At 39.4% G+C, this 15,304-nt stretch carries 14 protein-coding genes and 1 rRNA gene; 12 read left to right on the top strand and 3 right to left on the bottom strand.

The window, feature by feature from the left end:
- Positions 1 to 92 precede the first annotated feature (92 nt).
- From rrf to hisG, 6 genes are all read left to right on the top strand, one after another.
- Positions 93 to 207, top strand: a 5S ribosomal RNA gene (gene rrf, locus IAE20_RS09390).
- A gap of 196 nt (positions 208 to 403) precedes the next feature.
- The gene (locus IAE20_RS09395) at positions 404 to 1,852 is read left to right on the top strand and encodes an RNA polymerase factor sigma-54 (protein WP_200460937.1); all 1,449 of its coding nucleotides are present in this window, start codon (positions 404 to 406) and stop codon (positions 1,850 to 1,852) included.
- A gap of 167 nt (positions 1,853 to 2,019) precedes the next feature.
- Positions 2,020 to 2,358, top strand: a complete 339-nt coding sequence (gene hpf / locus IAE20_RS09400; protein WP_200460938.1) for a ribosome hibernation-promoting factor, HPF/YfiA family — start codon at positions 2,020 to 2,022, stop codon at positions 2,356 to 2,358.
- 133 nt (positions 2,359 to 2,491) lie between these two features.
- Positions 2,492 to 2,743, top strand: a complete 252-nt coding sequence (gene ibaG, locus IAE20_RS09405; protein ID WP_200460939.1) for a BolA family iron metabolism protein IbaG — start codon at positions 2,492 to 2,494, stop codon at positions 2,741 to 2,743.
- Between the two features lie 6 nt (positions 2,744 to 2,749).
- Positions 2,750 to 4,006, top strand: coding sequence for a UDP-N-acetylglucosamine 1-carboxyvinyltransferase (gene murA, locus IAE20_RS09410; protein ID WP_200460940.1), 1,257 nt, complete (start codon positions 2,750 to 2,752; stop codon positions 4,004 to 4,006).
- On the top strand, positions 4,006 to 4,695 hold the full coding sequence (gene hisG / locus IAE20_RS09415) for an ATP phosphoribosyltransferase (protein ID WP_200460941.1): 690 nt from the start codon (positions 4,006 to 4,008) through the stop codon (positions 4,693 to 4,695). The genes murA and hisG overlap by 1 nt, the downstream gene beginning before the upstream one ends.
- A 45-nt stretch (positions 4,696 to 4,740) precedes the next feature.
- On the opposite strand, the gene IAE20_RS09420 is transcribed toward hisG, so the two are convergent.
- Together IAE20_RS09420 and IAE20_RS09425 are read right to left on the bottom strand one after the other, a co-directional pair.
- Positions 4,741 to 5,613: a sigma-70 family RNA polymerase sigma factor gene (locus IAE20_RS09420; RefSeq protein ID WP_200460942.1), complete on the bottom strand. Its 873-nt coding sequence runs from the start codon at positions 5,611 to 5,613 to the stop codon at positions 4,741 to 4,743.
- Between the two features lie 5 nt (positions 5,614 to 5,618).
- Entirely contained in the window at positions 5,619 to 6,050 is a 432-nt protein-coding gene (locus IAE20_RS09425) for a carboxymuconolactone decarboxylase family protein (protein ID WP_200460943.1), read from the bottom strand.
- Positions 6,051 to 6,295: 245 nt separating this feature from the next.
- Here IAE20_RS09425 and hisD point away from each other — a divergent pair, with 245 nt between their 5' ends.
- Both hisD and hisC read left to right on the top strand, forming a co-directional pair.
- On the top strand, positions 6,296 to 7,612 hold the full coding sequence (gene hisD, locus IAE20_RS09430; protein ID WP_200460944.1) for a histidinol dehydrogenase: 1,317 nt from the start codon (positions 6,296 to 6,298) through the stop codon (positions 7,610 to 7,612).
- A gap of 162 nt (positions 7,613 to 7,774) precedes the next feature.
- The gene (gene hisC, locus IAE20_RS09435; RefSeq protein ID WP_200460945.1) at positions 7,775 to 8,857 is read left to right on the top strand and encodes a histidinol-phosphate transaminase; all 1,083 of its coding nucleotides are present in this window, start codon (positions 7,775 to 7,777) and stop codon (positions 8,855 to 8,857) included.
- A gap of 21 nt (positions 8,858 to 8,878) precedes the next feature.
- Here the strand turns inward: hisC and pabB are convergent, their stop codons facing one another.
- Positions 8,879 to 10,210, bottom strand: coding sequence for an aminodeoxychorismate synthase component I (pabB, locus tag IAE20_RS09440; RefSeq protein ID WP_200460946.1), 1,332 nt, complete (start codon positions 10,208 to 10,210; stop codon positions 8,879 to 8,881).
- Positions 10,211 to 10,473: 263 nt separating this feature from the next.
- Between pabB and IAE20_RS09445 the strand changes: the two genes are divergently transcribed.
- The 4 genes from IAE20_RS09445 to IAE20_RS09460 all read left to right on the top strand — a co-directional run bounded on the left by IAE20_RS09445 (position 10,474) and on the right by IAE20_RS09460 (position 15,302).
- Positions 10,474 to 11,376 (top strand): DUF6160 family protein, encoded by a 903-nt coding sequence (locus IAE20_RS09445; RefSeq protein WP_200460947.1) that lies wholly within the window; start codon positions 10,474 to 10,476, stop codon positions 11,374 to 11,376.
- A 217-nt stretch (positions 11,377 to 11,593) separates the two neighbouring features.
- The gene (locus tag IAE20_RS09450) at positions 11,594 to 12,427 is read left to right on the top strand and encodes a C39 family peptidase (RefSeq protein WP_200460948.1); all 834 of its coding nucleotides are present in this window, start codon (positions 11,594 to 11,596) and stop codon (positions 12,425 to 12,427) included.
- Between the two features lie 29 nt (positions 12,428 to 12,456).
- Positions 12,457 to 13,623 carry a hypothetical protein gene (locus IAE20_RS09455; RefSeq protein ID WP_413784491.1) on the top strand — a complete coding sequence of 389 codons (1,167 nt, stop codon included), beginning with the start codon at positions 12,457 to 12,459 and terminating at the stop codon, positions 13,621 to 13,623.
- A 14-nt stretch (positions 13,624 to 13,637) separates the two neighbouring features.
- Entirely contained in the window at positions 13,638 to 15,302 is a 1,665-nt protein-coding gene (locus IAE20_RS09460) for an OmpP1/FadL family transporter (protein WP_200460949.1), read from the top strand.
- Positions 15,303 to 15,304: the final 2 nt, after the last annotated feature.

A 15,304-nucleotide genomic window follows, 5' to 3' on the forward strand; every position in this document is an offset into this window, starting at 1 on the left:
TCAATTCCAATCCGTTAATCGTTCTTTGGTTGTTAAGTAAGGCATACATGAAAAATAAATGTAGATAAGACCCGAAAACACCACAACAGTTTGCTGGCGACAATAGCAAGAGTGAACCACCTGATCCCTTCCCGAACTCAGAAGTGAAACCTCTTCGCGCTGATGGTAGTGTGGCGTTAGCCATGTGAGAGTAAGTCATCGCCAGCTTTTAAATATAAGCCCCGTCACTAGCCAGTGGCGGGGCTTCTTTTTTACATAGTACTATGAAATATCTCACGAATTTAAAATAATTATGAAATGTTATTCAATCATATGGTTTGTGTAGGATATCGTTAAAACTTATGCTATAAATAACTTTGTAGGCACATTTTTTGCTTTGTAAGTATAGTTGGGATGTCGATTTATGAAGTTATCTGTTGGATTGAAAGTTGCGAATAGTTTGTCGCTTACGCCTCAATTACAACAAGCAATTCGTTTATTGCAGCTGTCTAGTCTGGAACTTGAACAAGAAATTCAAATACAACTTGATAGTAATCCATTGCTTGAAAAAATAGAAGATGAAAGTAGTACAGAAAGCCTAACTCATTTAGACACTAAAGATACCAATGATTTAACACAGGATTTGAATGCAGATCATTTACCAAATGATCTTCCTGTCGATACAGATTGGGATGATGTTTATACACATCAATCAACAGCTTTAGCTTCACCAGAATTTGAAGAACGTGAAGATAATCGTCAAGCTCATCATACTTTAAAAGAACATATTTTAGAGCAAGTGAATTTACTGCATTTTTCTACAGTAGATAAGTTGATTGCTTATTGCATTATTGATTGTCTGGATGAAAAGGGCTTTCTTGATGCTGAAGTTGAAGAGATTTTATTGGCAGCGCAGCATTTGCTTGCTGAGGCAGATTATGATGAAGAAATTGAGCATGACGAAATTCTGGTCGTACTTAAATATATACAACGGCTTGATCCAGTCGGTGTGGCATCGGTTAATTTGGCTGAATGTTTAAAAATTCAATTAGATGTAATGGATGTGAATACGCCATTAAGAAAAGAAGCATTAAGTTTATTGCAATATTATGAGCTGTTCATAGCCAATGATTTGAATAAGCTTTTAAAAGCTTCAGGTCTAACGATGAATCAGTTAAAAGAGGCAATCGGGTTATTAAAGACCCTCAAACCTTATCCGGGCGCGGATTTTCAAAATCAGGAGTTTGATTATCAAATTCCTGATGTCGTAGTAAATAAAAAAGACAATAGCTGGCAAGTTCAATTAAATCCGGATGTTTTGCCAAAGCTAAGAATTAATTCTTTTTACTCTAATATGATTCGTCGAGCGGACCAGAGTGACGAAAATCTTTATTTGCGTAATCAAATGTTAGAAGCTAAAAATTTTATTAAGAGTATTGATGAGCGCCATAAAACGTTATTAAAAGTCGCAACTTGCATTGTGGAACATCAGCGTACTTTTTTTGAAATTGGTGCCGAAGGCATGAAACCCCTAGTACTGCGTGATGTTGCAGAAGAAGTTGAGTTACATGAATCTACTGTTTCAAGGGTCACCACCAATAAATATATGTTAACGCCACGTGGCTTATTTGAACTTAAATACTTTTTTTCAAGCCACGTGGGGACCACATCGGGGGGGGAATGCTCTTCAACTGCTATTCGTGCCCGTATTAAAAAAATGATTTCAGCAGAAAATCCGCGTAAGCCTTTGTCGGATAATGCGATTGCAGAATTATTAAAAGAAGAAGGTATCGATGTCGCCCGTCGAACAGTGGCAAAATATCGCGAATCGTTACATATTCCTTCATCTTCTGAACGAAAAGTCTTGATCTGATTTTTAAAGTATGACTATTCTAGAGATTCATTGTTGCAAAATAATGAATTTTTTTTCACCAAAGGAGTAGCTCAAATGATTTAATGATTGTGATGCAGAATTCTGTTTTGTCATTAGATTGTCTTGGCTATGACTTTATATCCTGAAAGAAGGTGAGGGATAGAATTATGCAAATAACAATTCGTGGACATCATTTAGTTATTACCCCTGCAATTGAAAACAGTATTAAAACCAAGTTTGATCAATTGACCAAACATCTGGATCAGGTCAATAGTATGCAGGTTAAGCTTTCCAAAGATCATCAAATTGATAAAAGAACGCATAAAGGAAGTGCAAATCATATTGCAGAGGCAATTGTAAGATTACCTGGTGTTGAGCTTTTTGCTCAAGCTTCAGCGGATGACATGTATATGTCGATTAAAAAACTGACTGAAAAATTAAAACGCCAATTACAAAAACATCGTAAAATGCAGTGTAATTATCAGCAACTCATTGTTGATATGTAGTTTTTTTCTTTAAAAGAGGCTAATCATTAGCCTCTTTTTTTATTTGTAAAATATCAACATGTGCTGAATTATATCGATGATTTATAGTAAAATAATGCGTTTTTACGCCTACGCTTGTATATGAGGTCTAGCAATGAATAGTGAGCAGCTCACTCAAATTTTACAAGAAGCTTTTCCAGATGCGGAAGTGGCTGTCACTGGTCAGGCGGGAAAATTTGACCTGCGTATTGTAGATGACCAATTTGAAGGGAAACGTACTGTTGCTCGTCAGCAGGCCGTTTATTCACCTTTAAATTCTTATATTGCAAGTGGCGCAGTCCATGCAGTTACAATTCGGGCAATGACCAAAGCCGAATGGCGCAAAGCAAGCCTTTTCGGAGCATAATAATTAATGGATAAATTTTTAATTACGGGCGGTGTTAAGCTTGAGGGTGAGGTACGTATTTCAGGGGCCAAAAATGCTGCTTTGCCTTTATTGGCTGCCATGATTTTGGCAGACTCTCCAATTACACTCACGAATGTTCCAAATCTAAAAGATGTAAACACATTAGTGAAGTTGATTGCTGGTTTAGGCATCACTATGGAATATGAAGGTGATACGGTAAAGGCAGATACTTCAACTTTATCTAATCAGTTTGCTCCGTATGAATTAGTTAAAACCATGCGGGCTTCGATTTTGGTGCTTGGTCCTTTGTTAGCACGTTATGGTAATGCTCAGGTTTCTTTACCGGGTGGTTGTGCTATTGGGTCAAGACCTGTCGATCAACATTTAAAAGCTTTGGAAGCTTTAGGCGCGCATATCAATGTAGAAAATGGTTATGTACATGCCACAGTCGATGGTCGTTTAAAAGGGGCAGATATTACCTTTGATATGGTGACTGTTGGTGGGACTGAAAATATTTTGATGGCAGCGGTCCTAGCTGAGGGCGTCACCATCCTACGTAATGCTGCACGTGAACCTGAGATTACCGACTTAGCCAATATGCTCGTGAAAATGGGCGCAAAAATTGAAGGTATCGACACAGATACACTTACGATTACAGGTGTTGAGAGTTTACACGGCTGTGAATATGCAGTTGTTGCAGATCGAATTGAAACAGGTTCTTACCTGGCAGCAGCGGCTATTACTGGTGGCCGTATTAAGACCACGCATACTGATCCAAGGTTACTAGAATCAGTACTCGATAAGTTTGAAGAAATGGGTGCAGAAGTGACCCGTGGTGATGACTGGATCGAACTAGATATGCAAGGGAAACGCCCTAAAGCCGTGAGTTTTAGAACTTTACCGCATCCCGAATTTCCAACCGACATGCAAGCTCAGTTAATGGCTGTAAATGTAATTGGCCGTGGTTTTGCAACAATTTCTGAAACGATTTTTGAAAATCGTTTTATGCATGTGCCAGAACTTGCGCGTATGGGGGCTAATATTCAGGTTGAAGGCAATGATGCGGTCGTGACTGGAGTCGATACTTTACAGGCAGCGCCTGTGATGGCGACGGATCTGCGCGCGTCTTTCTCTTTGGTTCTGGCTGCGTTAGTTGCAGAAGGCGATACTCTGATTGACCGTATTTATCATATTGATCGCGGTTATGAAAATATTGAACAAAAATTGCAAGGTTTAGGCGCGAAAATTAAGCGAGTCAGTTAATGAATGATATGAGAAACGATGACCCAAACTTTAACGTCATGGGAAATTTTGATCATGGTTTAACATTGGCACTTAGTAAAGGTCGAATTTTAAAAGAAACTTTACCTTTACTGGAAGCAGCGGGCATTAATTTGCTTGAAGATCCCGAAAAGTCACGCAAATTAATTTTTCCTACTACACATAAGCAAGTTCGTATTTTAATTTTGCGGGCTTCTGATGTTCCTACGTATGTTGAAAATGGTGCTGCAGATATTGGCGTGGCTGGTAAAGATGTGTTGATGGAACATGGCGCACAACATGTTTATGAATTGCTAGACCTTAAAATTGCCAACTGTAAATTAATGACGGCGGGTAAAGTCGGTATGCAACGTCCGCAAGGCCGTTTAAAAATTGCGACCAAGTATGTTAATTTAACGCGTCAATATTATGCGAGCTTGGGTGAACAAGTTGATGTGATTAAATTATATGGTTCTATGGAGTTGGCACCTTTAGTGGGGTTAGGCGATTATATCGTAGATGTAGTTGACACTGGGAATACCTTGCGTGCCAATGGCTTGGAACCTCTTGATGAGATTATGAAAGTATCTTCACGCTTGATTGTGAATAAAGCTAGTTTTAAACGAAAACAGGCATTACTCGATCCGATCTTGTCACAAGTCGAACAAGCAGTTAAAGCACGTCAAAACTAAGTTTTAGATAAAATTGAATAAAAAGGTCAGCTTTGGTTGGCCTTTTTATTTGAGTTTTTCTGGATTACGTAAAGAATAGATACTTTGCAGTTGTTGTTGATCATTGAATGCGAAAGTCAGTACCATGACACAACAATGGTTTGAGTCATAGAGTTTAAAACCGACACCGCCATTGAGATGGCACATTTCCCAAGAGAGTTCACTCCACGCCTTAAAAAGCAAGCGTTCAAAGAAACGTAATATAGCAGGTTGGCCGATGAAAGGCTGCCGAATCGCTGAGACCTTACCACCGCCATCTGCTGCAAATTGGATATCTTCACTGAGTAATTGTGTTAATTGATCTAGATCATGTGAATGAATGGCGACTTTGAATGCATTGAGTAATTTGACTTGCTGCTGAGTAGGATGATTTGAGAGAACATTCGGTTCATCTGAGATACGTTTTCTGCTACGGGTTACCAGTTGTCGACAATTACTTTGTTGCTCCTGGAGGATTTCCGAAATTTCAACATAGTCAAGATTAAAGATGTCATGTAATAAATAAGCTGCCCGTTCTTTGACTGAGAGCTTTTCAAGAACCAAAAGGAAGGCCGTAGAGAGTGTATAGTCGGATTCGATCGAGGGCGTTTCTATATGATGATAGGGTTCAGGTAACCATGTTCCGGTATATTCAGTTCTAGCTCGATGGTGAGCACGGAGTAAATCGATGCAGTGACGTGTGCATACTGTCGTCAGCCAAGCTTGAGGATTGATAATATCTTGTTTAGTTTGCTGTTGCCATTTTATAAAGATATCCTGCAAGACATCTTCAGCATCACTGGTTGTGCCTAACAGTCGGTAAGCAAGGCCGAACAGAAACGTTCGGCTTGCCTCAAAAAGATTTAAATCATGTTGGCTTATCATGTCTGACGTTTTCATAGACGTTAATGCTGTGAAATTGCAATGCGGTTCCATAAATTAATCATGCCAATGAGTAAAGTTAAAGCTGAAATTTGTGCTTCACTGAAATGTTTTAACAGGGTCAAGCGTAACGGTTCATAATCGGTGAGCGCATGTAAAGTGGTCAATGCTTCAACCCAGGCTAGGGCTGCTTTTTCCTGATCAGTGTAATCATTGCAATGTCGCCATACCACCAAACGATCCAAGCGTGATTGTACTTCACCATCTGCCAAGGCTTCTGAAATATGCATCTTCACACAAAAAGCACAGCCATAGATTTGCGAGGCGCGTAGTAGAACAAGATGATAAAGCGAGCGAGCAATCAGGTCCAAGTCGAGAATATTTTGATGAACCTGATAGAGATAATGAATTGATTCTGGTAAATGTTTTTTAGGATGAATATTGAGCGTCGTCATTGTCGTGTTCCTGATTAAAATCAAAATAGGTACCTATTTGACGAGTCATCCTTTTGCTTTGTGACACGGGAAGTAAAATAATTTTTAACTTTTTGTTCTTGTTGCTTAAATATTCTGATTAAGCAAATAAAAGTAGAATGACGGGGTGATCGAAGAACTCATTCTTTCCCATTGATTTTTTTAGCCTACATTGTGCCCACAAGCGTACTGAAAAAGAGTAAACTTAGCGTTCTCTTTTTCGCCTTGTGGGTAAATTGATGCGACGTTTATCGACTCAGGATCAAAATTTTAAACAGACATTTGCTGAACTTTTAGCATTTGAAACGGTTAATGATCCTCAATTAATACAAACTGTAGATCAAATTATTGCTGATGTACGTCAGCATGGTGATGATCATGTGCTTAAATTAACGCAACAGTTCGATCGACATCCAGCGCATCAATTCTCTGACTTAGAACTGACTCAAACACAGCTTAAAACTGCATTTGATGGTTTAAGTGTTGAAATTCGTGAAGCATTAGAACTTGCCGCAAAACGTATCCGTACTTTTCATCAGGCACAAAAGCAGGAAGGTTGGACTTATGTTGATGATCTGGGGAATACGTTAGGTCAGAAAGTTACACCGCTGGATCGTGTTGGAATTTATGTGCCAGGTGGATTAGCCTCTTATCCATCGTCGGTACTCATGAATGCTTTGCCTGCACATGTCGCAGGTGTTCCTGAAATTATTATGGTCGTTCCTGCTCCCAATGGCGAACTTAATCCATTAGTTTTAGCGGCGGCATATTTGGCTGGGGTGACTCGTATTTTTACTATTGGCGGTGCCCAAGCCGTAGCCGCATTAGCGTATGGTACTCAAACTATTCCAGCTGTCGATAAAATTACTGGACCAGGTAACCGTTTTGTTGCTGCTGCAAAACGTGCGGTCTTTGGTCAGGTCGGAATTGATATGATCGCAGGGCCCTCAGAAATTTTGGTTTATGCTGAAGGTCAGAATAATGCCAAGTGGCTAGCAATGGATCTTTTATCTCAAGCCGAACATGATACCGTAGCCCAAGCGATTTTTATTACTCCAGATGAAAAACTACTTGAAGATGTCGCTCAGGCTGTAGAAGAGCATTTAGTTGCATTGCCTAAAGCAGATATTGCGCGTACCTCGATTGCTAATCGTGGGGCATTGGTTCTGGTCAAAGATCGGGCAGAAGCAATTGAACTGATTAATCAGGTTGCGCCAGAGCATTTAGAGCTTTGTCTGGATGATGCAGAAGCAATGAGTCAGGATATTCGCCATGCAGGTGCAATTTTTATGGGACGTTTTACGCCAGAAGCAATTGGTGACTATTGTGCAGGGCCGAATCATGTTCTACCCACATCAGGTACGGCACGTTTTTCTTCACCGCTTGGTGTATATGACTTTCAGAAACGTTCCAGCTTGATTATGTGCTCACAAGAGGGCGTCAAAACGTTGGCAAAAACCGCAGACATATTGGCACAACAGGAAAATCTGGATGCCCATGCTCGTTCTGCACGTTATCGTTATTGTCCTGAAACAAATATTTAAAGATCGAGGGGCTGAAAATTCAGCCCTTTTTAAAGAGATGAAAAAAGTAAAATTTAAAAATTGACTTGCTTTAGCACTTGATTCTGCTTGTGATGTTAGGTGTCGTAATCAATTAAGATGAAAAAAGCGAGGCGGTTTTGATGAAACGGAATGAATATCAAGATGAAAATTAGCAATCAACAAATGCGTTTCTGGAGTCCAGAGGTTCGTGAATTAGAACCCTATACACCAGGCGAACAGCCAAAAATCCAGAATTTACTCAAATTAAATACCAATGAAAATCCTTATCCCCCTTCACCAAAAGTAGTTGATGCTGTGCAGGCAGTGCTCAATCATCAAGCTGATGCCTTACGTTTATATCCTGATCCTGATGCTAGCCAGCTGAAACAGGCCATTGCTACGCAGCAAAATGTCGCAGTTGAGCAGGTTTTTGTTGGTAATGGTTCGGATGAAGTTCTAGCGCACATTTTTAAAGCTTTTTTTATTCAGGATAAACCGATTCTATATCCGGATATCACTTATAGTTTTTATCCAGTTTATAGTCAGTTCTTTGCAGTAAAAACTCAACAGATTCCACTCAATGAAAACTTTGAGATTGTGGTAGAAGATTATAAGCAGGACAATGGCGGCATTATTATTACCAATCCGAATGCCCCCACCAGTATCGCGTTGTCTCTTGAAAAAATTGAGCAAATTTTAAAAAGCAATCCTGATCATGTCGTAGTTATTGACGAAGCTTATGTAGACTTTGGTGCAGAATCTGCGGTGAGTTTAGTCAATCTATATGACAATTTAGTGGTCTGTCAAACCACGTCCAAATCACGCTCATTGGCTGGTTTACGGGTGGGATTTGCGATTGCTCAGGCACATTTAATTGCAGCGCTTGAAGCAGTTAAAAATAGCTTCAATTCTTATCCCATTGATCGTTTTGCCATTGCCGCAGCTGTCGCTTCTTTTGAAGATCAAGCCTATTTTGAGGCGCAATGTCAAAAAGTTATCCAAAGTCGGGATGTGTTGGTTGAGCAATTACAATCGATTGGTTTTCAAGTATTGCCATCGAAAGCCAATTTTATTTTTGCTACACATCCAGCCCATGCTGCGGCAGAATTGGCAACACAATTACGTGAACAGGGCGTTATTGTCCGTTATTTTAATAAACCGCGGATTGATCAATATTTGCGGATTACCATTGGTACAGATGAACAAAACCAACGGCTAGTTGATACTTTAACAAGCCTAATCTAAAGTGAAGTCTGACCGAAGTTTTTAATTTTTAATCTGCCATGTATTGAGTAAATTTAGCATGGCAGAAATTTTATCGAAACACTCTTGATATTCAGCCTCACAGTCCGAGGCAATAGTGATTCCACCGCCAGCCCAGATGGAAAGCTCATCCTGAAATTTTTGAATACTGCGAATTAAAATATTCCAGCGCCCTGAACCATCAAAGTTAAAGTAACCGAGTGAGCCACAATAGGCGCCGCGTGAACCACCCTCAAGTTCTTCAATAATTTGCATGGCACGAATTTTGGGTGCTCCAGTGATTGAGCCACCCGGAAGCGCCGACATCAAGACATCAAATGGATTTACCTCAGATTTTAATTGAGCCTCAATTTCACTCACCATATGATGAACTTGATTAAAGCTTTCAATTTCAAATAGCTTGGTGGTTTTTACTGAACCCGTTTCTGCATGAATGCTTAGATCATTGCGCAATAAATCAACAATCATGACATTTTCTGCCTGATCTTTTTCCGAGTTCTGTAGTTTTTGTTTTGATGCTGCATCTAGATCAGGATCAGCAAAACGTGGCATTGTGCCTTTAATCGGACGAGTAATGAGTTGTTGTTGCTTAAATTCGATAAAGAGTTCTGGAGAGCAACTGAGTAACTCAAAATCATCTAGTTTTAAATAGCCAGCATAAGGTGCATCCGTCAAATTCCACAGAGATTCTGCACGGCTTAATAATGAACCTTGGCCCTTTGCGGTAAATTCCTGAGTTAAATTAATTTGGTAGCAATCACCTGCCACAATATAATTTTGAATCTGTTGAAAAGCGTTCGCGTATTCTGATTTTGACCAACGCGGATGACAGGCTTGAGTTAATTCAAGTTCTTCAATTGTTATGGGTTGAGAAAGTAATGTTCTTAGTTGAATAAATTGCTGTTCGGCATCATCCGCATGACTATAAAAATACCAGCCATCCTCTTGCTGTTTTAAAAAACTTTCATATCGCCCCAAGTAAAAAGCAGGTTGGGGACGTTCTCGAACTGAGGTAAATTGTTTCGCCGCATAATCATAAGAAACAAAGCCAATATAGCCTCCCTGAAATTGTGTAAAAACAGGATGATTCTGTGATGAATCAAATTGAAGTAAGCTGTCAATAGCGAACTCATCCATCATTTCATACTGCTTTTCTGAATTTATTTTAAAAAAACTAAATTGATTATTCTTATAAATTAAATAATGGTTAGGGTTAAATGCAATAACAGGATAATTTTGATCTTTCAAAAAAACCAGTCCACTCATGGTGTGAAGTTTTGACAGTATTTCAGAGGTAGAGCTAATATCTTGATTTATTTTACAAAAAAACTTCACTGAGGCAAGCCTAAAATCATGAATAGAGTAGAAGGTGTGATTTTACTACAGAACTTCAACAGACATAAGTTGATGAACCGTTTATCGGGTTGTTGATCAAATTTGATCAACAACAGTTGAACAAAAATTAACAGAGCTGTAATTTAGGAGAGGCAAATTCAGCTACTCATGGATAGGACGTTTCTGCTGGGGAAATTCAAAAAACCATAGAAACATAGAGTAGTGAAAACCAAAAAAAATAAATGCTCTTGGGAGAGTACGGAATGAAAATGTTTACTAAACTAGCTTTGGTTTCTTCAATCGCGATCAGTGCAAATGCAATGGCAATGCAGTCTATGGATGATGCTGCGCTTAGCTCTACCACGGGTCAGGATGGCTTGAATATCGGTATCGGTATTTCTAAAGTAACAATTGATCAATTGGCTATTCATGATAATGATGGTTTGGCAACAGCGAATGGCGGTACTGGTGAAGCTGGTGCAATTGTGATCAAAGCAAATGGTGATGGTACAAATGGTACTGTGGCTCATGGTGTTGAGATTACAGCAAATACAAGTTCTCTTTTAGCTTCTCATAACCTTGCTGATTTAACTATCGATACAGATGCTGGTACAAACGGTGCTTTCTTAAATGTCGGTGCTCAAGTATCTGGCTTGGTAATCAAAGTGGGTGAAATTGGCGTTGATAAAAGTAATGATTACACAACTGGAGCTGTTGTACGTGGTGTAGAAGGTGGTTCTAGCTACAATAAAATCTTAAATGGCTTAACAATTACTACTGGTGTAATGGATGCGAATATTCAGTTAGGTTCTGCTCCTCAAGGTGCAATGATCAAATTGAACTCTACTATGCAAGGTGGTTTAGAATTATCTAATCTTTCTATTCATGATGGCAGTACAAATGGCGGTGGTGATATCGTATTGGATAGCATCAAAGTTGCATCTGTAGGTAGCTCTGATTTGGCATTGGATGCATCTGTAAGTGTTACAACAGGTGGTTTAAAAATTACCTCTAATGATGCAACGGGTAATAACATCTATATCAAAGGCGTTCATTTAGGTAGTGCAGCTGCTGGTTCAATTGGTGATGTTGAAGTAAGCGGCCTAAGAACCTATTACGGTCTTAACGGTACTGCTGGCTCGCAAATCACCATTACTGGTCACTAATTTAGTTTAGTATCAATCATTAAAAAGACGCGCATTTATGCGCGTCTTTTTATTTACATTGTTTACAAAAAAAGACGCATTCCGTCAAAAAAATAAAAAAAAAGCTGTATTTTTTTATAAAAAAAGGTATCTTCAACAGACAAGGAACGTAGAGTGCTTACTCTAAAAATAATACCAACGTAAGGGCATCAGATGCCAAAAGTAGAAAAGTCAGATTATGTTAGAGATTACATTGGGGTCGGCACTGATCTATTACTTTGCGACTCAAGCCTTTGATATAAAGGAAAAGCCGCCAGGTACTGTCAACTATACAGAGGTTCTCGATTCACGTGAACCTTCATTCACTCGTTTTCACCGTGAACAGGTTAATATTAAACCCGCGGTTGAAGATCAATTCCGTGGCATTGTACGCCAAGCTTATGACTATAGTTGTGGTTCAGCAGCGTTAACAACGCTTTTAAATGGTTATGTGGGTACTCGTTTAACCGAGCAGCAAACCATGAACGGATTATTGCGCTTTGGTGAATATAACCGCATCGTAGAACGTCGCAGCTTTTCATTACTGGATATGAAACGTTTTGTGACTGCACTAGGGTTGGAAAGTGGTGGTTATCGTGGGGAATTTTCTGACCTGATTAAACAGGGACAACCTGCAATTGTTCCAATTTCCTATGCAGGTTTTAAACATTTCGTAGTTTACAAAGCTTATAAAAATGGGCGTGTTTATGTCGCTGACCCTGCTTTGGGGAATATCAGTTTTGATCAGGAAAGATTTAAAGAGATTTGGGAAAACAATACTTTATTCTTAATCAATGTTCCAGAAGCCCAAAGACAGAATTTGTTGGCATTACAAGATTCTGATATGCGCCATGTGGAAGATGCAACAGTCAATAAATATGCATTAGTTGATATTCAATACCCAACTTTCTATATGGAAAAGATTGCAGATAGAGCATCGACTGTACGCAGAGGCCCTGATTTAAATAAAGAATCAGATACTTATGGTCAGAACATTAATACTTTTATGCGCCTGTATTACAAGCGTAAATAGTCAGAAAAAAAATAAGTGGTGGGAATTAGATGATGAGAGCTCAATGGATGAATAAAACTCTACTTGCAGTCAGTATTCAAATCTTTATGGTGGGTGGTGTATATGCAGCAGATGTAAAAGCACAGGATGTGCCAGCAACATCAGAACCCGCAACTGCATTTACTGAACCAGATCCAAATGCAACAGCAGTACAACCTGGGGATGCGCCTGCGATTGAACCTGCTCCAGTTGCCCCAGCACATGCGGCTTCAGCACAGCCAGCAAGTGCAGCAGAAGCATTGCAAAAGCAAGAGGGTGACGCAACACAGGAAAGTAACCTGCAAGAAGTATTTACTTCAAATGAGCGTCAATACTCTTTGATCAAAAGAGGTGAGATCTCGACTTATTATGATATCGATTATACTTACTATCGAGATAGTCAACTTAACCTTGCGATTCAAGATGGCAGTGTTGCACAGTTAAGAGTTGATGAAGATGCGACTCATACTCTGACTAATACATTTACTTTGCAATATGGTCTACGTGATAACCTGACATTATCCACTTCTCTTCCTTTTGTTGCCAAGTCAGATAATTTAAAAGATACCACCACAGCAGGATTAGGTGATATTTCATTTGGTGCACGTTGGGAACCCTTTCCTCTAAAAGCAGGGCGTTTACCTCTGATTCTATTTGGTAATATCTCTACTAAAACAGGCGACAGTCCGTATGAAGTGAATCCAACCAAGGATTTATCAACAGGTAAAGGGTATTATTCGGCTGGTATTGGCGCAAGTACACGTAAATATATTGATCCAGTTGTATTATTCGCTTCAGTTTCGGCAAATTATGGCTTCAAGGAAACTGGTCTAAATCAGGTTCGTGGTACGCGAATTATTGATGAGTTTGATCCAGGCATTAGTGGTGGTTTTGCTTTCGGTTTTGCTTATTCGTTTAACTATGATGTCTCTTTGACGATGTCTTATCAGCAAAGTTTCAATACTGAGAGTGAATTTACCTACAATACTGGTGAGACTTATAAGCCAGCAGACCAGACCAGTGCGACTTTTTCGATTGCCTTAGGTGTTCGTGTTTCACCGGATACTATTGTGAATGGGACCTTGGGAATAGGGTTAACTGAAGATGCACCTGATGTCTCACTGGGGCTGTCTTTCCCATTGGATATTATCGGTTTTGCTAAAAAAATTCGTAATTAAAGGGAGTAGTCGGTATGTTATACCTGAGACTACGCCCGTTAGCTGCTGCAATTTTTTTAACGGGCTTTTCAAGTGTGGCTTTTGCGCAACTTGGACAAAACTTATCGGTTGATATTCGTTCATTATCATTGGGGAATGCGGTTACTGCTGATCCTCCAGGAATTAGTGCAATTCACTTTAACCCTGCGGGACTGGCTAAAATTGAAGGTTTGCAAACGGATGTACAAGGAATTGTTGCAAACTTTAACGTAAAACGTGATCTATCTGCCCCCGCGGGTTATAACGTATTTGGCTATTCAGACGATCCTTTAGTGTGTAATGACGCGCCTGAAAATCCATCGAGTTTATGTACCGACTTTAAAGGTACAGTGAATGCAGATGTTGAATATGCCAGTATTTATGTGCCTATCTTAAAGAAAATGGTGGATTTGGGTGAAGGCGTTCCTATTGCTGCACCAACGGCGGGTATTGCATACAAACCACCAGGTTCAAAAGTAACTTATGCAACAGCAATTTATGCACCGTTGATCGTGGGTTATGGTTCTGAAAACGGTAATCCTGGCAACTTTATGGGGCAACAGGTTGCATTTGAGCGTATAACTTATTTATCACCTTCATTTGCTTTTCAGGTGAATGATGAATTGTCACTTGGGGCATCATTGGGCATGTCTTATCAGGCCATGTCTTTAAAAACCGACTTACGTTTTCCCAATGAACTCATTGGTGTATTGCGTATGGTTGATGATGTGGTCTGCTCACCATTTCGTGATAACTCAGATATTATTACTGATCTTTTACTTTTGGGTTTATGTAATGCCAATGAAGGCCTCAATCCATTTGGTAAGTTCGGACAATTAAAAGCGACGATGGAACAATCTTTAACTCCAAGTTATAACTTGGGATTAATGTGGGAGCCAACAGATGATTTTGCTTTTGGTATGGTGTATCAAAGCGAAAGTAAAATGCGTTTGAAAGGTAAATATTATGTCGATAATGCCAATGCACCGCGTGAGTTAATTCGTGCATTAAATTCGTCTGCAACGGGACAAATTTTTGCAGCTATTTTAGGATTCCCATCTTATATTCCTGCGAGCGAATCTGGTTTAGTCTCAATGGATTTAAAATATCCAGCGCATTTTCAGGCGGGGATCAAATATAAAATTTTACCAGACTTACAAATCAATTTTGATGTGGGCTGGACAGATTATAAACAATGGGATCAGTTCCGATTTGAATTTGACCGACAAGTTTCAGCACTTAAAATTGCAAAACTTTTGGCCAGCAGTGCGACTGATAGTTCTTTGGGCGTCCCTTTAAAATTCACATCTCCATGGAGTTGGGGAATAGGGATAGAGTATTCTGCAACAGATCGTCTAAAACTGCGTGCTGGATATGAACCACGTTCATCTGCAACACCAGATGACAAACGAAATACCTTAATTCCAATCAATAATGCGCAATTATTTGGTTTGGGATTGGGTTATCGGTTTGATGCTGATACTGACATCGACTTAACTCTAGCATTTTTACGTAGCCGAGATAACATTCCTGCCAATACCAGTAGTTTATCAAATGCAACAGGGGTTGATAATTTAATCTTAAACCCTTATGCCGGCTTGAATGTTCGTACCAATACGCAAGTGACTATTTTAGGGATTAACTACAGAACAAGATGGTAAAT

This window comes from Acinetobacter sp. S54 (genome assembly GCF_016624945.1).
Classification (GTDB): Bacteria; Pseudomonadota; Gammaproteobacteria; order Pseudomonadales; family Moraxellaceae; genus Acinetobacter.